This window comes from Maribacter aurantiacus (assembly GCF_005780245.1).
Taxonomy (GTDB): domain Bacteria; phylum Bacteroidota; class Bacteroidia; order Flavobacteriales; family Flavobacteriaceae; genus Maribacter; species Maribacter flavus.
Map to the genome: position 1 here is coordinate 1 of NZ_VBUK01000013.1, position 22,124 is coordinate 22,124.

20 protein-coding genes are annotated in these 22,124 nt (G+C 43.0%); 13 read left to right on the forward strand and 7 right to left on the reverse strand.

Annotation, left to right across the window (positions count from 1 at the left end; all coding sequences use genetic code 11):
• A partial coding sequence (locus FEK29_RS16120) for a hypothetical protein (RefSeq protein WP_138259473.1) occupies positions 1–2,096 on the reverse strand: 2,096 nt, incomplete at its 3' end.
• 388 nt (positions 2,097–2,484) lie between these two features.
• Between FEK29_RS16120 and FEK29_RS16125 the strand changes: the two genes are divergently transcribed.
• From FEK29_RS16125 to FEK29_RS16150, 6 genes are all read left to right on the forward strand, one after another.
• Positions 2,485–3,228 (forward strand): carboxypeptidase-like regulatory domain-containing protein, encoded by a 744-nt coding sequence (locus FEK29_RS16125; RefSeq protein ID WP_138259474.1) that lies wholly within the window; start codon positions 2,485–2,487, stop codon positions 3,226–3,228.
• Complete coding sequence (locus FEK29_RS16130; protein ID WP_138259475.1) at positions 3,218–3,991, forward strand: carboxypeptidase-like regulatory domain-containing protein; 774 nt, start codon at positions 3,218–3,220, stop codon at positions 3,989–3,991. The genes FEK29_RS16125 and FEK29_RS16130 overlap by 11 nt, the downstream gene beginning before the upstream one ends.
• A gap of 96 nt (positions 3,992–4,087) precedes the next feature.
• Positions 4,088–4,639: a DUF6702 family protein gene (locus FEK29_RS16135; RefSeq protein WP_138259476.1), complete on the forward strand. Its 552-nt coding sequence runs from the start codon at positions 4,088–4,090 to the stop codon at positions 4,637–4,639.
• Between the two features lie 60 nt (positions 4,640–4,699).
• The gene (locus tag FEK29_RS16140) at positions 4,700–7,009 is read left to right on the forward strand and encodes a M1 family metallopeptidase (protein WP_138259477.1); all 2,310 of its coding nucleotides are present in this window, start codon (positions 4,700–4,702) and stop codon (positions 7,007–7,009) included.
• A gap of 80 nt (positions 7,010–7,089) precedes the next feature.
• Positions 7,090–7,428: a Sec-independent protein translocase subunit TatA/TatB gene (locus tag FEK29_RS16145; RefSeq protein ID WP_138259478.1), complete on the forward strand. Its 339-nt coding sequence runs from the start codon at positions 7,090–7,092 to the stop codon at positions 7,426–7,428.
• Positions 7,429–7,436: 8 nt separating this feature from the next.
• On the forward strand, positions 7,437–8,009 hold the full coding sequence (locus tag FEK29_RS16150; protein WP_138259479.1) for a phosphatase PAP2 family protein: 573 nt from the start codon (positions 7,437–7,439) through the stop codon (positions 8,007–8,009).
• Here the strand turns inward: FEK29_RS16150 and FEK29_RS16155 are convergent.
• Positions 7,975–8,616 (reverse strand): O-methyltransferase, encoded by a 642-nt coding sequence (locus FEK29_RS16155; protein WP_138259480.1) that lies wholly within the window; start codon positions 8,614–8,616, stop codon positions 7,975–7,977. The two genes, FEK29_RS16150 and FEK29_RS16155, sit on opposite strands and share 35 nt — an antisense overlap.
• A 61-nt stretch (positions 8,617–8,677) precedes the next feature.
• Here FEK29_RS16155 and FEK29_RS16160 point away from each other — a divergent pair, with 61 nt between their 5' ends.
• The 3 genes from FEK29_RS16160 (at position 8,678) to FEK29_RS16170 (ending at position 11,756) form a co-directional block, all read left to right on the forward strand.
• Positions 8,678–9,154, forward strand: coding sequence for a GNAT family N-acetyltransferase (locus FEK29_RS16160; RefSeq protein WP_138259481.1), 477 nt, complete (start codon positions 8,678–8,680; stop codon positions 9,152–9,154).
• A 173-nt stretch (positions 9,155–9,327) separates the two neighbouring features.
• On the forward strand, positions 9,328–10,602 hold the full coding sequence (kynU, locus tag FEK29_RS16165; RefSeq protein ID WP_138259482.1) for a kynureninase: 1,275 nt from the start codon (positions 9,328–9,330) through the stop codon (positions 10,600–10,602).
• A 5-nt stretch (positions 10,603–10,607) separates the two neighbouring features.
• A complete protein-coding gene (locus tag FEK29_RS16170) occupies positions 10,608–11,756 on the forward strand; it encodes an MFS transporter (RefSeq protein ID WP_138259483.1) in 1,149 nt (382 codons plus the stop codon).
• Between the two features lie 26 nt (positions 11,757–11,782).
• Here the strand turns inward: FEK29_RS16170 and FEK29_RS16175 are convergent, their stop codons facing one another.
• Both FEK29_RS16175 and FEK29_RS16180 read right to left on the reverse strand, forming a co-directional pair.
• Positions 11,783–12,949, reverse strand: coding sequence for a hypothetical protein (locus tag FEK29_RS16175; RefSeq protein ID WP_138259484.1), 1,167 nt, complete (start codon positions 12,947–12,949; stop codon positions 11,783–11,785).
• A gap of 27 nt (positions 12,950–12,976) precedes the next feature.
• The gene (locus FEK29_RS16180) at positions 12,977–13,651 is read right to left on the reverse strand and encodes a hypothetical protein (protein WP_138259485.1); all 675 of its coding nucleotides are present in this window, start codon (positions 13,649–13,651) and stop codon (positions 12,977–12,979) included.
• A 234-nt stretch (positions 13,652–13,885) separates the two neighbouring features.
• Here FEK29_RS16180 and FEK29_RS16185 point away from each other — a divergent pair, with 234 nt between their 5' ends.
• The 4 genes from FEK29_RS16185 to FEK29_RS16200 all read left to right on the forward strand — a co-directional run bounded on the left by FEK29_RS16185 (position 13,886) and on the right by FEK29_RS16200 (position 16,192).
• A complete protein-coding gene (locus FEK29_RS16185) occupies positions 13,886–14,536 on the forward strand; it encodes an RNA polymerase sigma factor (RefSeq protein WP_240042771.1) in 651 nt (216 codons plus the stop codon).
• Complete coding sequence (locus FEK29_RS16190) at positions 14,536–14,724, forward strand: hypothetical protein (protein WP_138259486.1); 189 nt, start codon at positions 14,536–14,538, stop codon at positions 14,722–14,724. Before FEK29_RS16185 ends, FEK29_RS16190 begins: the two co-directional genes overlap by 1 nt.
• Positions 14,725–14,731: 7 nt before the next feature.
• Positions 14,732–15,559, forward strand: coding sequence for a mechanosensitive ion channel family protein (locus FEK29_RS16195; RefSeq protein ID WP_138259487.1), 828 nt, complete (start codon positions 14,732–14,734; stop codon positions 15,557–15,559).
• A gap of 84 nt (positions 15,560–15,643) precedes the next feature.
• On the forward strand, positions 15,644–16,192 hold the full coding sequence (locus FEK29_RS16200) for a ClpP family protease (protein WP_138259488.1): 549 nt from the start codon (positions 15,644–15,646) through the stop codon (positions 16,190–16,192).
• 89 nt (positions 16,193–16,281) lie between these two features.
• Here the strand turns inward: FEK29_RS16200 and FEK29_RS16205 are convergent, their stop codons facing one another.
• The 3 genes from FEK29_RS16205 to FEK29_RS16215 form a co-directional block, all read right to left on the reverse strand.
• Entirely contained in the window at positions 16,282–17,187 is a 906-nt protein-coding gene (locus FEK29_RS16205) for a PorP/SprF family type IX secretion system membrane protein (RefSeq protein ID WP_138259489.1), read from the reverse strand.
• A 171-nt stretch (positions 17,188–17,358) separates the two neighbouring features.
• A complete protein-coding gene (locus tag FEK29_RS16210; RefSeq protein ID WP_138259490.1) occupies positions 17,359–20,019 on the reverse strand; it encodes a T9SS type B sorting domain-containing protein in 2,661 nt (886 codons plus the stop codon).
• A 452-nt stretch (positions 20,020–20,471) separates the two neighbouring features.
• Positions 20,472–22,043: a cryptochrome/photolyase family protein gene (locus FEK29_RS16215; RefSeq protein WP_138259491.1), complete on the reverse strand. Its 1,572-nt coding sequence runs from the start codon at positions 22,041–22,043 to the stop codon at positions 20,472–20,474.
• Positions 22,044–22,124: the final 81 nt, after the last annotated feature.

Genomic DNA, 22,124 nt, shown 5'->3' on the forward strand with positions numbered 1-22,124 from the left:
TCGGTAAAACCACCGGCAAGTGCGGCGTCGATACCTACAAGATGCGCCTCGACGTTGGCAGCGCCAGCGGTATAGTTCGCGGGTGTTGCGGCCACTGGGACCAGAGTTGCGGTCTGTGCGTCGGTATTGTCCAGATAGGGAGTAAGGTTTACTGTGCTCGGTGGCGCTCCGTCATCTGCCAGGGAGATACTGAGAATGTTCGCCCCGCTGATTTGGAACTCATCGATGTTCTGGTCGTCGGTGTCGGTAAAACCACCGGCAAGTGCGGCGTCGATACCTACAAGATGCGCCTCGACGTTGGCAGCGCCAGCGGTATAGTTTGCGGGTGTTGTGGCCACTGGGACCAGAGTTGCGGTCTGTGCGTCGGTATTGTCCAAGTAAGGACTGAGGTCAATCGGCGTTGCTGCCCCGTTGTTCGTAATAGTAAGTATGTCGGTCGTAAGGTCTAAATCTTGTATTTCGTTTGTGGCACTTCTGTCCCCGTCGGCAGTCTCCGAAACTGCGATTGCGTTTGTTAGTTCTGCTTCTGTAACAAAAGTTCCATCCAAATCAACCGTAGGTAAAGCATTGGCTCCTTCTGCAATATCCAAACCAGTACCGTTAAGGGCAAAACTGGTTATCAGTTCATCATTTGGATTTGCAGTACCTCCGGCTGAAATACCATCTATTTCAGATTGTAATTCTACTATGGCAGCTTGGACATTATCGCTAATAGTATTACCTGTTGGCGTAAAGGGTACTTGTGTTGCATTTTGTGTTCCTCCAAGAATTGGTGTAAGGTCAACCCCTGTTCCTCCCGTTATATTTAATGTATTCCCTGTGAGGCTTAAGTTTTGATTATCAGTATTGGCATCACCTAAAATAGGGGCCAAGTCTACTCCTGTACCGTTAGTAATATTGAGGGTAGTACCTGCCAAACTTAAATCCTGCTCATCAGTATTCGTTCCTCCTAATATCGGGGTAAGGTCAATTCCTGTTCCACCAGTTATATTCAAGGTATTTCCAGTAAGACTTAAATCTTGATTGTCCGTATTGGTATCTCCCAAAATTGGAGCTAAATCCACTCCAGTACCTCTAGAAATATTGAGGATAGTTCCGGCCAAACTTAAATCCTGTTCATCGGTATCTACGGTTCCGGGAGGTAGGTCCACAAAACCGCCATCGGTCAGTTCAATACGATTTCCAGTAATACTTAATTGCTGGTTATCGGTATTTACATAATCTACCAAACTAACGGTGTTTCCTCCCGTAATTGCCAATACATTACCTGTAAGGCTCAGAGTCTGGTTGTCCGTACCGGCATTGTTAAAAAAACTCAAATCGATTTCATTACCATTTTCAATCTGCAAACGGTTATCCGGCGTTAGTGTTAAGGTTTGATCATCCGACCCTACCAAAGCTTCCAAATTGATACTATTGCTCCCTAAGCCCGTCGAGGGCACAATGGCCAAGGTATTGGTATCCTTGTCAAAACTCAGCTCAAAAAGGTCGTTTTGGTCCTGCCACAATACAGTCCCGTTGATATCGGTGGCGAGTACGTGGTTGGGAACGCTGGACCCAATATCACGGGGCAGAATGGTCCCGTCTATGATCGCATCAGAATCCACGGATTCCGTTGCCAGTTCATCCGGGCCTACGGCCGCATCTCCCAGTTTGTTCCTTCCAATGGAGTTATCCTGTATATCCACGCCATTAATACCACCATCGGCAATTTGTTCCGTGCGTATACTGTTGGTAGCCACTTCCAGGTTATAGTTGCCCTGGGTCTGGGTAATGGCAATGGTACTTCTAAGGTTTTCAATGGGGTCGTTCGTAATGGTAAAGCTTACGGCATCGCATAGGTTTACCCATTGGGCACCATTGAAATAATGGACACATTCCGTATCCGTATTGTAGACCATACCCCCGCGCTGTGGGGCAATGGCCTCCATCTGGGCCGTGCTTACCTTGGAAATGACCAAGACCCTGGAATTGCTTTCCAGTTCCAACAAGGAGCTCGGGTCTAGGGTCTGTGGGTTGTCGCCAATTTTTATCTGTGCCATGGCAACGGAGGCAACCATTGACAAAACAAGGGATAGTATACTGAGACGTTTCATATAGCGCTATTTGACTTGAAAATAGTGGAAAAACAAAAATAGGATTATCTCTAGGCCAAACCTTTTTTTATAGTTAAAAAGATAGCCCGTACGGATAAAAGGTACATTAATTCGGTTTAAGTGAACTTATTAATAGAATGCATGGGTTGGGCGTTTTAGATGCTTTCCAAGGAAACCCAGATAAACTATCTTGGAAAAAGCCCGTAAAATATGTTAACGAAAGCTATTTGTCATATCATGGCGGACTTCGGCATATGGAACCTTTTCTCAGACCCAATAAATTAACAAAAGTTTATTTGTTGGATTTTTTTTAAAATGTGCACATGTACGTAATTTATGAGCACTAAACAGGACTTGTTTATCTTTGACGAGTTCATACGATTATACTATGGCCAAGAACTTACTAGCTTCGCTTTTGTGTCTTTTCACCTTTTTGTCCTATGCCCAGGATGATGGGAGAAGAATTATCTACGGACACGTTTTGTATAAAAATGTGGACGTGCCCAATGAATATGTAATCAACTCTACCAGTGAGGAGGCCACGGAAACGGATGAGGACGGTGAGTTTGCCATTCGGGTGAAGGAAGGTGACGAGTTGGTGTTTACGGCCGTGAATTATCAGTACCAAATCGTAAAGATCACGCCGGAGATTCTGGAAAAAAATAGGATTATCGTAACCGTAAACGAAAAAATTACGGAATTGGACGAAGTGGTCGTAACCCCCGAAGACGAGGAGCGCTTTTTGCAATTGCGGAACGAGGAGTTCAAAGAGGTGGAGTATGAAATTGACAGGGGCACGGAAGTTGAAAATATCGCCCTTTCCCAAACGGACCGTGGAATGCAGGACGGACTTAACTTTGTGAACATCTTTAAGGCCATCTTCAAGGCCAAGGCAGATGCGCCCGATGAAGGCCCGCAGGTAGCGGTGAGCGATGTGCTCCGCAGGATCTATGACAATCGTTTTTTTATGGAGGACCTGCAATTGCAACAGAGTCAGATCGAACCCTTTTTGACCTATTGCGACCAAAAATTACCCGCACGGTCCCTCTTGCGCAAGGAGAACGAATTTCAATTGATCGATTCCCTGGTGAATCTCAGTAAATCTTTCCGAGAGACCTTGAATGAGGAGTGAGTTCCTTTTAGTATTCATTTTTCCGGTGCTCGTTTTTTCACAAACCGGGGAAACCAAAAATTTGGAAGGTAGGGTTACCAGCAGGGATGGTGATGTCGCCGCCACGCACGTGTTGAACATCAGCACCCAAAAGGCCAGTATCACGGATATCAATGGTTTTTTTAGCATCCCGGTGCGTGTGAACGATACCTTGGTCTTTTCGGCCGTACAGTTCAAGAAAAAACAAATTGTAATCACGCCCGCTATTTTTGGCAGTACCAATATAGAAGTGCCCTTGGACGAGGCCTTGGAAGAATTGGACGAGGTGGTCGTTACCCCATATAACCTATCCGGGGATATTTCCAAGGACCTGAAAATTTTGAATACGGAGCCTGTAGTAACCGCTTCCACCTTGGGACTGCCAAACGCTTACGTAAAAGTTCCTACCAAGGCTGAGCGGGAATTGTATGAGGCCACCTCGGGAAGCATAGGTATACCTTTAAACCCTATTTTGAATGGAATTTCCGGAAGGACCAAAATGCTCAAAAAACGTGTAGCGCGCGATAATCTGTACAGCCGTACCGGACGTGTACGGGAGTTTTATGCGGATTCCCTCTACCAAACGGAACTAAAGATTCCCAAGGATCGGACGGATGACTTTTTTTATTTTTGTGAAGTGGATTCCGCTTTTCAATCGGTAGTGGATAGCCATGACCTGATTCGGATTTGGGAATATCTTGAGCGAAGAAGTTTGGTCTACCGAAAGAACAATGATTTGGATTAGCGCCTTTTTGGCATGTCCTTTGCTCAAATGCAATAAAAATGTGAAACCCTCATCGAGGGATTTGTTATAGTAAGTCCAATACCACTACAAAAGGAAATGTTTAAGTATAAAGCTATTGACCTAATAAAAAAAGCAAGAAAAGAGAAGAACCTGAAAAAAGGACTGTTTCTTTTTATCCTGCCCTTGCTGGCCTTTACGGCGGCCCATAAATTCTATATTAGCGTCACCAATGTGGGGTATTCTGAAAAGGACAATGCCCTTCAGGTCATTACCCGTGTTTTTTTGGACGATATGAACGCTGTTCTAAAAGAGCGTTATGGTATCGATGCACAGTTGGGTACGGCAGCTGAATCCGAGATGGACCGGGAGTATTTGGAGAAGTACCTTCGCTCCAAATTCATCTTTGAAATTGACGGCAAAAAAGTGGAGTATACCTTTTTGGGCAAGAAATACGATACGGATATGGTCATCTGTTACATAGAGGTACCCAAAATAAACCTCCCTGAAGTTTCTACCATTGCCATAACCAATGAAATCCTTACGGATTTGTTCGACGATCAACAGAACGTGGTCCACTTCAAGATCAACGGTCAAAAGAAGAGTTTCGTCCTCATAAAATCCGATACTAAAGGAATGTTAAATTTGTAACGTATGTTAAGAAATTCTTTAAAAAACTTTAATTTCCCGCGCATTAAAATGAACACTAAAATGAGATTATTCAAGTACACTTTTGCCTCGCTTTTGTTTTTGATGGGCGCCGTTTCCTTCGCACAGGAAACCGAGCAACAGAAAAGGGAGCCGGGCCACTACAACCAAAGCAAGTTCAAGCAACTGTATGAGGAATTTGCAACCCCAAATAACTATCGTTCGGCTTCGGGTGCTCCGGGTCCGGATTACTATCAGCAACAGGCGGATTATGTAATGGACATTACCTTGGACGATAAGAATGCCAAAATCTATGGTGAAGAGACCATCACCTATACCAACAACTCCCCAGATGACCTTGAGTACCTTTGGTTGCAATTGGATCAGAACGTGCGTGCCAAGGATTCCAAGGCACCTTTGCGAAACGGTGGGGGAGTTCCCCTGGCCGAACAGCCCAGCGCCTTTGCTTCCCAATATATGGGAGAACCCTTTGACGGTGGCTTTAATATCGACTATGTAAAGGACGCATCCGGCAAGGCGTTGCCCTATACCATCAATTTTACGATGATGCGCGTGGATATTCCAACACCATTAAAGAGTGGGGAGCAATATACCTTTTCCATTAAATGGAACTACAACATTCCCGATCATACCGTAAACCGTGCGCGTTCCGGCTATGAATATTTCCCCAAGGATGGCAACCGCGCCTATGTCATTGCCCAGTTCTTCCCAAGAATGGCCGTATACAGTGATGTAGAGGGATGGCAGAACCATCAGTTCTGGGGTAGTGGTGAGTTCGCCCTAACTTTCGGAAATTACGAGGTAGATATTACCGTGCCCGCAGACCATATTCTGGACGGTACGGGAGTACTTCAAAATCGCAAGGAGGTCTATACGAAGGAAATGATGCAGCGGTACGAGAAGGCGACCAAATCCTACGACAAGCCTGTGATTATCGTAACACAGGAAGAAGTGGAAGCTGCCGAAAAAGGGTTTTCCAATAAAACGAAGACCTGGAAATTGAAGGCCGAAAATGTGCGTGACTTTGCATTTGCCACCTCCCGAAAGTTCATTCTGGACATGCAAGCGGTAAAGATCGGAAACAGGGACGTAATGGCGGTATCCATGTACCCTAAGGAAGGGAACCCATTGTGGGAGGAATACTCCACCAAGGTGGTTGCCCATACCTTAAGGTCCTATTCCGCACATACCTTTGATTATCCGTATCCCAAGGCCATCTCCGTGCACGCAAAGAATCAGGGAATGGAATACCCCATGATTTGTTGGAACTACGGTAGGCCCAATGAGGACGGTACCTATTCGGATAGGGTGAAATACGGAATGATGAGCGTTATTATTCACGAGGTAGGCCATAATTTCTTCCCCATGATCGTTAATTCCGATGAGCGCCAGTGGGGCTGGATGGACGAAGGTCTGGATACCTTCATGCAATATATGGCGGAGCAGGAATTTGGCGAAGCCTACCCCGAAGCCATTGCCCCCAACGATAAATATCCTTCTAGAAGGGGCGACCCGGCGAAGATCGTTCCCTACATGAGCGGGGACCAAAGTACCATTTCGCCCATCATGTCCAACCCGGAAAACGTATACCAGTTGGGTCCAAATGCCTATGCCAAACCGGCAACGGCCTTGAATATCCTAAGGGAAACCGTGATGGGAAGGGAATTGTTCGACCATGCTTTCAAGACCTACGCCCAAAGATGGATGTTCAAGCACCCAACCCCAGAGGATTTCTTTAGGACCATGGAAGATGCCTCAGCCGTGGACTTGGATTATTTTTGGAGAGGATGGTTCTATACCACGGATTATGTGGACATAGGGGTTAAGGGTATCAAGAAATACTACGTGACGGACAAGCCCACCGAGAAAATGCAGGAATATTTGGCGGCCCGTAATATGACGGAAGCAGATCTGCCACCCTTGGTATATTTGGCCGAAGAGGACAGCGAGGACTTTGACCCGAACCTAAAAGGAAAATCCCCTTCAGAAAGTTCCCAGACCCTCAAGGAGTTTATGATGGACAATATGACCGCCGAAGAAAGGGCGGCCGTAAAGGAGCCAAAGTATTTTTACGAAATTACGTATGACAAGCCGGGAGGAATCCCCATGCCGCTGATCGTAGAATATACCTATGCGGACGGGACAACGAAAAACATTACCTATCCGGCGGAAATATGGAGAAAGAACGATGACGAGGTGAGCATTGTTGTCTCTTCATCCACCGAACTGACAGGTATCGTGGTAGACCCAAAAATGGAAACGGCGGATATAGATACCACCAACAATTCCTGGCCGAAAAAAGAAGAACAAAACGACTTTGATCAGTTCAAGGAAAATATCAAGGGAAAATAATCCACTAGAATTTTGAAAAAAAGCCCTGTTCTTTAACAGGGCTTTTTTATTGCGCATCCAAACTTGATTATATTTGTACTATGATTTCAACATATTTTTTATTCATTAGTGGTGCCGAAATATTCTTCATCCTGTTCATTGTGGTGATGGTTTTTGGAGCCGATAAGATTCCTGGCATTGCCAAGGGATTGGGCAAGGGTATGCGACAGCTTAGGGACGCCACGGATGATATCAAAAGGGAGATCCAACGCAGTGCGGATAAACAAGGAATAGATACCAGCGTCATTACGGATATCCAAAAGGACATTAACGATGTCAAAAAAAGTATCGACACCGGCATTACCAAGGACATAAAGAAGGAGTTTGGCGAGGTCGGTAAGAAAATAGGCGACGTTTCCGGAACCGTAAAAAGAAAGTAGCCGCGTCTATGTGGGACCAATTGCTGCAATGGGACCAAGAAATACTGATATTCCTCAATAATTTAGGGTCAACCTCCTTTGATAGTTTTTGGCGGACCATCACAAAATATCCAACCTGGATACCCCTTTTTATCCTTTTTCTTATTCTGATTTTCAAGTCAAGACCTTGGAAGGAAGCCTTGGTACTGTTATTGGTGCTCGGAATTTTGGTGTTTTTTATGGAGACCTGTACCAACCTTACAAAAGTGGTTGTGGAACGGCTACGCCCCAATAATGATGCATACTTAAAACCATGGATTCGGGTATTGGCAAATCCCTCGAGCTACGGCTTTTTTTCGGCCCATGCCGCCATATCCTTTTCCGTAACCACTTTTGTATATGCTATTCTTCGAACACGTTTTAGGTGGAGCTATGTTTTTTATTTGTGGCCGATTTTATTCCTGTACAGCAGAATCTATCTGGGCGTGCATTATCCATCGGATGTTCTTGTAGGGGCTTTCTTCGGAATACTATCGGCGTTACTTTTTCACAAATTGTACGTGTTGCTTATTTCACCCTACTTACCGTTAGACCGTCCCTAATGGGCAGTAATACGGTATCCAATTTTGGGTGATTGCTCAGTTTTGCGTTGTAGTCCAAAAGAACCTTGGTAGCCTTATCCCACTTTTTAAGTGGCTCAACAACTTTACCGGACCAAAGTACGTTGTCCGATAGAATGACACTGCCGGATCTTGTTTTGGGCAACACCGCTTCCAAATAGTTGTCGTACTGCTTTTTCTCGGCGTCAATGAATACCAAATCAAAGGTATGGTCCAACTTAGGAATGATTTCCAAGGCATCGCCCACATGTTGGTAAATACGTTCTCCAAAACCGCTTTTATTGAAATAGGTGCGCTGCATTTCCTCTAGTTCCGGATTGATGTCTATGGTATGTAACTCGCCATTCTCCCGAAGCCCTTCGGCCAGACAGATGGCGGAATACCCGGTATAGGTGCCTATTTCTAGGATGTATTGGGGATTTATTATTTTGGAAAGCACGCTTAACACCCTTCCCTGAAAACGGCCCGTCAACATTCTGGGTTGTATGACCTTTAGGTGGGTCTCACGGGTCAATTCTTGTAGGATTTGGGGTTCTTCCTGGGAGTGTTCGGTCAAGTAATCTTCCAGAACCTGCGATAAAAAATGCATGGTTTTCTTTTTACAAAAATAGCTTTTTAAGCATTATTTTTAAACCTTGTAAATCGGTAAGATGGATAACGGAATTGAAATTCGCGAAGCGGTACTAAAGGACCTGCCCATACTTTTGAAATTCGAACAGGAAATCATTTTGGCGGAACGTCCCATGGACCCTACCATACGAAAGGGCAAGGTCAATTATTACGATCTTTCGGAACTGATAACTTCCGATACTGCCCAAGTGCTTGTCGCCCGTTCCGGAACGCAAGTTGTTGCAAGCGGATACGCCCTTATCAAGGAGGCCCGCCATTATTTGGACCATACGCATTATGGTTATTTGGGTTTTATGTATACGCTTCCCGAATTTAGAGGCAAAGGTATCAACGGAAAAATCATCGAGGGACTCAAAAGTTGGGTGTTGTCCAAGGGCCTTACCGAAATCAGGTTAACCGTCTATGACGATAATGAACCGGCCTTATCGGCCTATGAAAAAGTGGGTTTCAAAAGACACATCATTGAGATGCGATTGGTTACGGAGGCCAAAACCTGAAATCGGACCTAAACCATAGTTTTTCTTTGTTCGTATATCCCTATTTTTACTTGATAATCGAGATTAAGTACTACGATGCTTGCGTCGAAACCTAATAATGTTGTTTCTTTTAAGAAAGTGGTTTAATGCCTTGTGGGCTTGCCCCAAGGTAGTTCATCGGATAAAATTGACCTATGGAATTTCAAAATACCTTGGGGTTTGCCCAGGAATTGGATAAAAAGGATGTGTTGGCGAAGTACCGTAAGGAGTTCGTTTACCCAAAAGTAAATGGCCAAGAGGTAATTTATTTTACGGGAAATTCCCTTGGGCTTCAGCCTAAACGGGCAAAAGCTTTTGTGGACGAAATTATGACGGATTGGGCCGAGTTGGGCGTGGAGGGTCATTTCTATGCCGAAAAACCTTGGTGGGACTATCACGAACGTTTGATTCCGCCGTTGGCAAAAGTTGTAGGCGCAAGACCCGAAGAGGTCACGGTTATGAACACCTTGAGCGTAAACCTACACTTTCTCATGGTATCGTTCTATACCCCAACAAAAAACCGATTTAAAATACTCTGTGAGGAAAAGGCTTTCCCCAGCGATCAATACATGCTACAAAGTCAGGTGCGCTTTCATGGTTTTGATGCCGAGGATGCCATTGTAGAGGTAAAAAAGCGCGAAGGCGAACATTTTTGGCGGACCGAGGATATTCTGGCCAAGATCGATGAAGTAGGGGACCAGTTGGCCTTGGTGCTCATTGGAGGGGTGAATTATTACAACGGGCAGGTGATGGATATGGAAGCGATTACCAAGGCCGGAAAAAAAGTAGGTGCCAATGTTGGTTGGGATTTGGCGCATGCCGTTGGAAATGTGGAGCTTAAATTACATGACTGGAATGCCGATTTTGCCGCGTGGTGCAGTTATAAGTATATGAACAGCGGGCCGGGAAATGCATCGGGCATATTTGTACATGAACGTCATTTGGATCAAAAGGATATCCCCAGGTTCGAGGGCTGGTGGGGAACCAAAAAAGAAGAACGCTTCTTAATGAAGCCCCACTTTGAACCCATGCCCAATGCGGACGCATGGCAAGTGAGCAATCCTCCCGTATTGTCCATGGCACCCTATTTGGCATCCTTGGAACTTTTTGAGGAGGTAGGAATGCCCGCCCTCATCGAAAAACAGAAAACGCTTACGGGGTACTTGGAATTCGTGTTGAAGCAAATCGATGCCGAAGTGGACAGTAGTTTTGAAATCATCACTCCAAAGGATAGGGGCTGTCAACTTTCCGTTTTCTTGCACGGCCAGGGAAGGGCCTTGTTCGATTATCTGATGCAAAACGGGGTAATCGTGGATTGGCGCGAGCCGAATGTGATCCGTTTGGCACCGGCCCCATTTTATTGTTCGTATGAGGATATGCACCAATTTGGACAGATACTCAAGGAGGGTATCTTAAAAAACACTCGATAAGTAAGATGAAATCGCTCGGATTGATTTTTTCCAATGCCCGATATTTTGGACCCTCATGGGTTTTTGCAAGTATCAACATCCTTTTTGGTACTTGGGCCATTTACATTCCAACCGTAAAGGAAAATCTTGGGATTGACAAGTCCCAGTTAGGAATCGCTATTTTTTGCCTGTCCTTAGGCGTATTTATCGTATTCCCTTTTGCTTCGTCAATTATTAATCGGATTGGGGTAGGAAAGGCCACTTGGTATGGGGTGCTGATCAGTTGTTGTACCGCTATCCTTCCAATTCTGAGCCCAAGTTACTACGCGTTGATGGGCAGTCTATTCTTGTTCGGGGCTTCCAACGGGTTTACGGATATCTCCATGAATACCCTAGTGACCGAACTGGAGAAAAAGGATAACGCCAAATTCATGTCGGCCTCCCACGGTTTTTTTAGTCTGGGCGGAGTTTTGGCCGGATTGGGCAGCTTTTTGATCGGTCCCTTGGACAATCCGGTATTGCATATGGGAATGGCTATTGCGCTTGTATTCATCGTTAATTTCATATTCCACAAAAACTTCGTGAACGAGATTGCGGCGACTATTGAAAAGGAAACATTTAGCCTGAAACTTTTTAAACCGTTGCTTTTGTTAGGGCTTATTTCCTTTATCGCCATGGGAAGCGAGGGTGCCATTGTGGATTGGAGCGGACTCTACCTAAAGGAAGTCAGTTTGGCCCCTGAAGCCTTGTGGGGCGCGGGTTTTTTAGGGTTTCAAGTAACGATGACCTTGGGTCGATTTCTGGGTGACGGGGTCAGCGCGAGTATCGGGTCCGTAAAAATGGTAGCCTTGGGTACGTTGATGAGTATTATCGGTTATGTATTGGTTCTGACCACTTCCACCTATCTGGCCATCGTGGGATTTGCCATTTGTGGGCTAGGTTTTTCGGCCATGGTTCCGGAGCTCTTTCGAATCGGCGGAAACGTCAAGGGCGTGGATTCCTCCAAGGGGGTTTCGTTTATCGCCGGGGCAGGCTATTCCGGGTTTCTATGCGCGCCGCCTATTTTGGGTTTTCTGGCGGACAATTATTCCCTCAAAACAAGTTTTATAGTACTGTTGGGTGTGGCTATGTTTATATTGGGTGCGACGGCAATCCTTAAAAAGAGGAGGGGGTAAGGGAAAATTTGGTTGGTCCGATAGCCTTAGTTCATGTTACCTTTTGTCTTTAACCCGAAATCTGCCTCTCCAATAGTCTCTATAAACTCCTTGATTTCCTCCGTTAAAGGAAGCCAGGACTGTTCTTGCCAATAGGCTTCATTGTATGGATGTTTTAACTTGAAGATGTCCTTATGCTCGTTGACATTGCTTTTCACCTTTTCATTGCCAAAACTATCCGGGGTGTATAAGGTAATTTCTACTTCATAAACGTCCGGTGCGGGATGTTTTTCCGTTTTCACTTCTAGGGAAATTGTTCGTTTTGCCCTGTGTAAATAGTACAGCCCTCGTTCCACATCTTCCTTAAAGTACATGAAGGAACTAGCTTTTAAAAGATGGGTATATTTCTCCAAATCTGTTTTAGAGTTCTTTTGAGCCCCTTTGACAAATAATTCAAAAGATAAGATGGCATTATCCTCCTCATTTATAATGTAGTGACCCTTTGCACTACTGCCATCCTCCGTTGGAAGCGAATTAAATTCGACCCGTATCTCCTCACTATTCTCATAGGGCTTTTCAATAACGTCGAACTCCGGACCCATGGCGTTCAACCGCATAAATTCGCCAAAAATGTTGTACAGCGAGGGAAGCTCAAAGTAAACTCCGTACACGTCCCTAATGATTCCCAATTGCCGCATTTCCGCCAGCTCAACCTCGTAATCCTTTTTTTCCATTTCCAGGCCATTGCCGTAAATGGAGGTTTTACGCAGTAGCGTACCTGTCATATCCTGTAGCCGAACCAAAGTGTCGTTTTTACGGAGCAAGGCCCGGATGAAAAACGTTTCCGTATGCGGGGTCAATAAATAATTGGAATTGATGGAATCCCTGATCCTCTGAAGAATGGTCTTGGCGTTGGTCACCACCACCTCGTCCAAGGCCACTACCTTCTTTTCTAGGTAAATGGTATCCTTGAGGGCTTTTAATGAAAGCGCTTTTTTTTCGTATCCGTTTCTAAAGAATAGGACCGTATCCAGTGAAGTTTTCAATAGGAACCTGCCATCCGTATTGCTAATGGTACTATGTTTCCTGTTGAATACATGCACGAATTCCAAGGGAACTTTTTCATCGGTATCCATTATGATCGCACCAACTTCAGATTGGCCGTACATAAGCACCCCATAAAAACAAAAAGTTAGCAGTAGGTATTTTCCCATGTTCCCATATTTCAATGGTAATTGTGTTTACTCCACTTCAATACCTGTGAAGTACAATTGGAAATTGCCTTCCCCCATTTTGTGCATGGTGGCGATGTTGAGGCCATCCATTTTTTTGTAGTCCTCCCAACTGGTTATCATATTGGGTTCCTCTTGGTTGCCTCTTCTAAAGACCCATTCCCTAATGATATAATCGTCCCCAAAATAAAAGTCATAGGCATCCCCGGGGGTGTAGCCACCTTCGTTTCCGTACACAATGGTCAGTTGTTGCATGGTGTCCTTGCTCATGGGCGCCTGTACAGAGTCGGTATGCGTGTATTGAAAGCTATTCCGGTCCCAGACCAATTGGTAGGGGGCCAACATCCAGTATTTGTCGTTGATGAAACCGGCATCGGTTTTTGCTATCACACTGTCCATTTTCGTACGGTTGTATCGGAGCGTATCCTCATGGGTCATAAAAACGACATCGTTGGTTTTTGGATGCCATTGCCACGTGCGTTCAAAATGGGACGAATCCCTATCCACATTGAACGTGAATTTGATACGCTCTATATTTTTCCAATTTTCGTAGCCATTGGCATCGGCTATTTTCTCCAATACGGTTCTTTCTTTTTCAATGGTTTCTTCTTGCTTTTTCTCGTCGTTCTTGCAACTTCCAAATAAAACCAAAAAGAGCATCGGCACAAATAAGCATTTTTTCATGGTGGGTATCATTTAGGTAACAAGGTACAATGAAGTGGTTTAAACTTTTTCAAATTGGCTAAAAAATTGCACAATTGCACCCATATTTCGTCTTTTTCTCACTTCGTAGCCCAGCTATGAAGCTCAAAAAGCCTTCATCTGGGCACAGTGCTTTCTCCCGATAGCTATCGGGATTCGCTTCAATTCAAAAAGGTTAAACCACTTCAATAACAGAAACTTTAACCTATTTTTGTTTTGCATAATAATTTTCTGAAGGTGACCTTCTTACGCAAACTGTGTCTAATCATTGTGGGCAATCAATTCAATAAGGAATTGGGTGCCAATGATCCATACAAGGACATCACCGATGAAGATCTGGTGAAGGAAATAGTGGCGAAGAAGGATTCTATGATGTTCGGGGTCCTTTATGATCGTTATGCCAAAATGGTGTTCAATAAGTGTTATGGATTTGCAAAATCACAAAAGGAGGCGGAAGACCTAACACAGGACGTTTTTTTGATGGTATTCGTGAAGTTGGCCTCCTTCAAGGGGAACTCAAAATTTTCAACCTGGCTGTATTCTTTCACGTACAATTTTTGCGTTAATTATGTGAACAGGGACAAGGGAAGGAAAATAAGCGATCGCTCCAATGATATTGGTGATGAGGAATATAGATTGTCCCAAGAAGTAACGGACGAGCATTTATTGGAGTTGCAGGTGGAGAAATTGAAAAAAGCATTGGAAATGATACCCGGTGAGGACAAGACCATCCTGATGCTTAAATATCAGGACGGTGTTTCCATCAAAGAATTGGAGTCCACCCTGGAACTGGGTACGAGTGCCGTAAAAATGAGATTAAAGAGAGCCAAGGCCAAAGTAATAGAAGCATATAATGCATTGCCCTAATGTTTGAACAGGATCAAAATCCGTTTAAGAGAATGCAGGGAGACCTTAAGGATGTCCCTCCAGAGCTACGTCAAAAAGTGATGAACGATGTGGCCATGGCCAAACTTATCATGGAAATGGCCACCCTGTTCACGTCCAACTATGGCAGTCTTATAGAAAGCTTATTAAAAACCAAGAAAACTAAATAACTGAACTATGAAAACACTTAATGAACTCAAAGATACTTTGTCGGACAGTTTTGGTAGTTTACTGGAGTCCGCCGCTGAAATGATACCGCAAATCGTGGTGGGAATAATAGGCTTGATCGTCGCTTGGTTGATTATTAAAATCATTCTTTTCATCCTAAAACGGGTTCTGAAAGCAGCCAAGATAGATGTGCTGTCCCAGCGCGTCGCCGATGCGAAATTGTTTGGCGACAGACAACTTAAAATAGATTTGCTCAAGGTAACCCTGTCCGCCACCAAGATTCTTCTCATTTTAATGTTTACGGTGGTACTTGCCCAAATGTTGAAATTGAATGCCATTTCCGATGCCATTTATTCCTTATTAGGCTATTTGCCAACCTTTATCAGTGCCCTGTTGATCCTTATTGGAGGGCTTTATTTGGCCACGGTCGTTAAACAAGCCACGCTAAAGCTATTCGATTCCATGGGCGTGGGCGGATCTAAGATGGTGAGTGGCACCCTTTTTTATTTGATCGTCTTTTTTGTTTCCATTACGGCCTTGAACCAAGCGGGCGTTGAAACCCAAATCATTACAAGTAATTTCACCTTGGTACTAGGTGCCTTTTTATTGGCCTTCGCCTTGGCTTTAGGTCTTGGCGCTAGGGAAGTAGTGGGCGATCTTTTGCGGACCTTTTACTCAAGAAAGATCTATGAGGTGGGGGACCAGGTAAAAATTGGCAAGATCGAGGGCAAGGTGGAGGCTATCGATAATATCTCCATGATCGTAAAGACAAAATCCGGTAAATTGGTAGTGCCCATCAAGAAAATTGTGGACAGCACCGTTGAGGTGAGCGACTAATTAATGCCGATTTTTTGCCGGAACCAAAATAAGAGGGATTCATAATTTATTCCTTAATTTTGGGTTTGATTAAAAAACATACATATGAGTTCTAAAAAGGGAAAAATACAGGAAGCTATCGACGAGAAAATGTTGGCCGAAAGAAAGGTCTTTCTTTGGGGACAGGTAGATGACGAGTCCGCCAAACATGTGATCGATAGGTTACTCTATTTGGATATGCAAAACCATAAGGAAATACAATTGTACATCAACAGCCCAGGCGGATATGTAACTTCCGGCTTTGCCATGTACGATACCATAAAATCTTTAAAAAGTCCGGTTTCTACCATATGTACCGGTCTTGCGGCCTCCATGGGCTCTATTTTGTTATCCGTGGGAAAAAAGGGAAGACGGTTTATACAGCCCCATGCACAGGTTATGATCCATCAACCAAGCGGTGGCGCTCGGGGACAGGCTTCCAATATAGAAATTCAGGCGCGTGAAATCATTAAGACCAAGGAATTGAGCGCAAAAATTTTGGCCGATAACTGTGGCCAGTCTTATGAAAGGGTATTGAGGGACTTTGATAGGGATTACTGGATGAACGCCGAAGAGTCCATTGAATATGGTATTGTCGACGGGATTCTGGAATAACATTTGGTTATCTTTGCAAAAAGTCCTTATAGATTCCTATCGGGACTTTTTAGTTATCACATATTGTCAAGGTTGAAATTTAAGTGGGTTTAAAAGTATCTGGGTGATTTAATACCCCCCACTTTTCTTTTAAACATTTCATAGATTAAAATAATCTCATGGGTTCCTCCAGTATAAGGTTTAACCCTTGAAGTAGGTAAATCGTAGGCATATCCCAATCTAAAATCTCGCGTTACCTGATAATCGACCATCCCGCCAAAATTTGAGGCATCGTTGAAGCGATAGGATGCTCCTAACCAGAGTTTTTCATTGAACAAAAAGTTAGCCGTTAGATCATAGGTCACCGGGGCTCCATTTGTAATTTTAGCTATAACCGTCGGTTTAAACTTCAAGTTATAGGACAAATCCATCACTACCCCTCCAATTGCATAATAACTATTTCTTTCCAAAGCTTTAAACTCTCCCTGATTTAAATCCGTATTTGCAATTCTAGGTGAGGAGACACCTATATACCATAAATTTGAACCCATGAATATACCTGCGCCAAAATTGGGTTTCCAACTATTAAAATTGGCATTGAAAAAAGGATCATTACTGTCAGGATTCTCCAAGTTGTAATTTGTAAACCCCGCTTTAAGTCCAAAGGACATTTTAACTTCTTGGGTTAAGGGCACCGTATATGAAAAATCTCCATATACGTAATTGGTACTTTCAAAACCCAATCTATCATTTATGTAGGACAGACCTAGGCCAATACGTTCGTTTCTTAACGGGCTATGGATGGAAAAAGTGTTTGTTCTCGGGTTTCCTTCTAGGCCTGCCCATTGGTTTCTATGTAGCAACGTTATGTTCAAAGTTTCCCTGCTTCCGGCATACGCTGGATTTACGGAAATGGTGTTGTACATATATTGTGTAAATTGTGGTAGCTGTTGAGCACTAACGGAAGTGGCACACATTGTTATAGCCAATACAAGAATTCTCTTGTAAACGTTCATAAATCGGGGAGTTAAAACATTATCTAATAAGTAGGTCATTTACGTTTGGCAAATTTAAATCAGTAGCTTGCTGATATTTGTATAAAGCCGTTTAACTACTTTGATTATTCGTTTGTTGGCAATGGGTTTGATGAAAATATAGGTGCAAGCAATTAGTGTATCACGAAATGTTTATTCCGAGCCTAAATAGATGTAACCATTGATTTGTTGACTCTGTTCTCCATTTAAATTAATAATATAATAATAGGTCCCGGTAGGTAAGTATCCAGAGTTGCCCAGGGAATTATTTGGAGAGCTTCCTCCCCAATTGTTCTGATAGTTTTTCGCTTCAAATACTTTATTTCCCCATCTATTAAAAATCATCACGTCGAAAGTATTATCACAAAATTCGGTTCCTTTAATTTCGAAGAAATCATTGAAACCATCGGCGTTGGCCGTTACTGCCTTTGAGACCGTAAAATTATCTACGGAGCAAGGCACACATTTATTGTTCACAGCAATAGTGAAATCCACAAAGTAGTTGCACTCCCCAGATGTAGAGCTATACTCTACGACATATGTTTGTGTTTGATGCTGCATAGGGTCAAAAATACTTCCGGTTATCTGCGTACCTTGAGTAATCGCATTGAACGTTCCATCAGTTTTAAAACCAAAAGGCAAATAATTTATAAGGTCTATTGCTTCATCTTCAATACATAGCTCGATTGTCACTTCTTGAAGTTGAGGTTGCATTACGAATATAAACTGCTCAAAAAGTGGGGTGTTTCCACATAAATCTATTACATTCCAAGAGCGTACAATCATATAATCTTCCGAATCGTCAGCATTTTCTCGCTGCTCATTAAAATCAACGGAATAATTACCGCAACCTCCAGTAAAAGTTAGATTAGGTACTTCAGGTATTTCATCTCCACAAAGTATGGTGACTTGTTCCTCATAGGGACTTGCCATAATTGGTCCGTTAGGTATTACTGTTATCGTTTGGGTATGGGTTTCCGTGTTCCCTGCACAATCACTGGCTATCCACATTCTTGTAATTTCATATCCTGTAGCGCAATTGCCATCAATTGATATGGTTTCGGTATAGTTTACCATGATGTCACTTTCACAGGAATCTATCGCGGTTAGGGTCTCTGCAAATGGAATCTTATCACAGGTTACCGTTTCATTTTGAGGTAATGGTTCAACAAAAGTAGGAGCGGTTGTATCTACTATCGTAATCACCTGTTCATGGTTTATGATATTACCAACACAATCTGTAATGGTCCAATTTCTTGTAATTACATATTCCGTAGGACAATTGTCATTGTTGCCATTTATACTCTCGGTAAGAACAGTGTCTATGGGACAAGTGCCTGAGGATGGATTATAATCAGCAGCGGGAGTAGGGTTACAGACTTCAACGGTAACATTTGAAGGGAGTTCTATAACCGTCAGTGTTACAGTGGCAGTATCTCTGGTTCCGTTGCCATCAATAATCGTATATGTAAAATCGTCTGAACCTATAAAATCGGCATTAGGAGTATACACGAAATAGTCGTCCGCTTTATCCAAAGGGGTCCCATTATTGCCTATTGCCAAAATTCCGTTACTTGGGGAACTGGTAATCTCTAAAGCAAGGTTTGCATTAGGTCCGTCCACTCCAAAAGTATCATTGTCCAAAATGGTTAATGCTATATCAGCCGTGTTCTGAACTATTAAAAAATGGTCATCTTGGGCATTGGGTTTGTTATCTTCCCTAACCTTAATAATTACTGTCGACGTTTCACAAACGTGCTCGTTGGGGTATGGAAGACAAACTTGAACCTCAAATTGATCCATTCCTTTGAAGTCATTATTTGGAGTGTACATAAATGTGCCGTCGGTTTCAACAGTAACGCTACCATATAAAGGTTGCATGTCGTTAAGCAAAGAATATGTAGAGAAATCCGGAAGGTTGTCATTGGTGGCGACATTGGCATTTAAACTTTCCTTGAAGTTTGTTTCAAAATAATCATCAACCGCATAGGTTTGCATCAAAAAGAACTTGCCATCTCCATTATCTGTAGTAGCTGCCAAATATTTTATTGAAGTTATAATGGAACCAACTGGAGCTAAGTCAGATAACTTAAAAAGGGCAATACCTATAATTTGACCATTATCGTTATTTCTTCCACTGGACCAATAATCGGAATTGGGTAACGGAGGTAATTGGGGTTTTATACCTGTTAAATTACCTTGACTTCTTACAAAGGTTGCACCTAGTAAAACTTCAGTAGAACTATTGGCAGGTATACCATATATTTCGAGATATTGACAATTGTTGCCACCACGTTCTGTTACTGCCAAGACACCATCTGGATTGGATGGAATACCAGGGTTGTAGGATATAGTCTGTATTTGGGTATCCACGGATGCTGCGGCACCATAATTTTCACAAAAATTGACTCCATTGCTATTCGATTCAAAATAATGATTAAGGTTTAGGGATTGGTAGGCATTTATGGCTTCTAAATCCCAATTATAATCATTACTACTGCCCATAAGCATGGCACCGTTTGACCAAATATGATTTTCTGAATGTCCACTTGGACCCACCCGGGTCATTTCGTAACTGGAAGGAACCACAAAAGTGTTATAGTTTTCACCATTAATATCAATCGACTCCAGAGTCGCCTGGTCCCAAATGTTTGTTTGGGTGTCTTGCCAATTAAAATTTACACCAGATGAAATACCTTGCCCATAGATTTTTGCAACTCCGATTGTAAAAAGAATAGTAACAAAAAGGCCTATTAAATTTAAAGATGGTAGTTTGGGTAAAAAATAGTTTGTTTGGGGGTAGTTTACATTCATGAATAGCTAGTAGGTAATGGAAACCGCTTTGAATTTTTTGGTTAAAGGTTTCCAAATTTTTTAATTGGTTTTAATATGTAAGAATTGGGTCAATTTCTATTTCAAAAATATTTACATATTCATTGAGTTTTTAAGAATATTGTTTAAGAGATAAATTATTCGATGGAAGGATAGAATGTCGATTAAAGAATACTTATCAAGGATGAATGGCCTTAACTGAAAAAGTTCATGTATCGATAAAAAGCTCTATTTATTGGATTTTAATGCACATCTCAAAGGAATAAATCTAGGGAAGCGTCAAATGTTTTAAAATATCCTATTTCATAAAAAAGCTCCTTCACAATTTTCTTGTGAAGGAGCTTCTTGGATATATATAGACGCTCTCGCGGAATAGTCCCTTAATAGACGGTTAAAGATACTTCATTGGATGTTTTTCCACCTTTAATTATTTGTTAAAACGTATCTGGATTTTTAATGATTTCGGCTGATTTTTCTCTGATGTATTCCATTTCCGACGCACTTTTCTTTTCAAGTAGACTGAGCATCATGGTCATGCGTTGATTGTCCTTGAAATGTTCCTTTTTTACATCCAAAAAATTCCAGTAGAGGAAATTAAAGGGACAGGCATTGTCCCCTTGTTTTTGGGTATGTTTGTAGTGGCAGGAACCGCAATAATCGCTCATTTTGTTGATATAGTTGGCGCTGCTCACGTAGGGTTTGGTGGCAACGATTCCTCCATCGGCAAATTGGCTCATACCCCTTGTGTTGGTAATTTCCACCCACTCGATGGCATCTATATATACGCCCAAATACCATTTGTCCACTTCATCAGGATTCAATTGGGCCAACAAGGCAAAATTCCCTATGACCATAAGTCGTTGAATATGATGTGCGTAGGCATCGGAGAGGCTTTGCCCTATGGCATGCTTTAGGCAGTTCATTTTGGTGTTCCCAGTCCAGAAAAAATCGGGAAGTGGGTTGTGGTTTTCCAGCTTGTTCAATTGTGCATAACCGGGCATTTCCTTCCAATAAATACCACGCATATATTCGCGCCAGCCCAATATTTGCCTTACAAAACCTTCTACTTGTGAAATGTCGATAACTTCCTTGTTTTCATGGAAATGTTCCAGAACCTTATCAATAACTTCCTTCGGACTTATAATTTTGGCGTTCATGGCGAAGGACAATCTTGAATGAAAAAGGTATTTCTCCTCCGTATGCATGGCATCTTGATAATCGCCAAAATGAACCAACAGTTCCTTGCAAAAATAGTTCAGGACCGAGAGGCAATCCGACCTACTTACGGGCCAATTGAACTTTTCCGGGTCAATTTCCCCAAAGGTTTTTACACCGGCTTGCTCTATTTCCTTCAGTAAATCGGTGACATCCTTTCTAAATCCCCGCTCGTGAGGAATTTCCGGTGTTCCCTTCCACTTTTTTCTGTTGCTCTGGTCGTAGTTCCATTTTCCGCCATCGGGTTGCCCGTTTTCGACCATGATACCATGCTTCTTTCTCATCATCCTGTAAAAGGATTCCATCAACAATTGTTTCTTCCCAGAAAAGAAGTTTTTTAGTTCGTACCGACTGGTATAGAAATGCTCCGTATCCACGGCATGGGTGTCGATTTTCAGGGATTTCGCAATTTGTTTTAACTGCACGTCCAAGCGGTATTCGTCCGGTAATTGGTATTCAAATCGCAGGGCATCGGTGGCATCGCAATGCATTTCTATAATCTTGGCCAGGTCCTGTGGATTGTTTGGGTCACTAATTTTAAGGTAAATGAACCGGTGTCCCTTTTCGCTGAGTTCTTCCTTAAAGGTTCGCATGGCCAGGAAGAAGGCCGTTACCTTTTGGATATGATGCTTCACATAGTCCGTCTCCTGGCGCATTTCTGCCATGAGGTAGGTAACATTATCATCTACCGAGTCAAACCAACTGTGTTTTTGGTTTAGCTGATCTCCTAATATCAATCGCAAGTTGGCCCCTCCCGACCTCCCCGAAGGGGAGGAGTTGTCCTTAGTCATCTTTTATTATTAATTTACTGAATGTCAATATTTTATTATGCTTTTTTTCCCTTTCTTTGGCGAATTGTACAATCCGTAGTT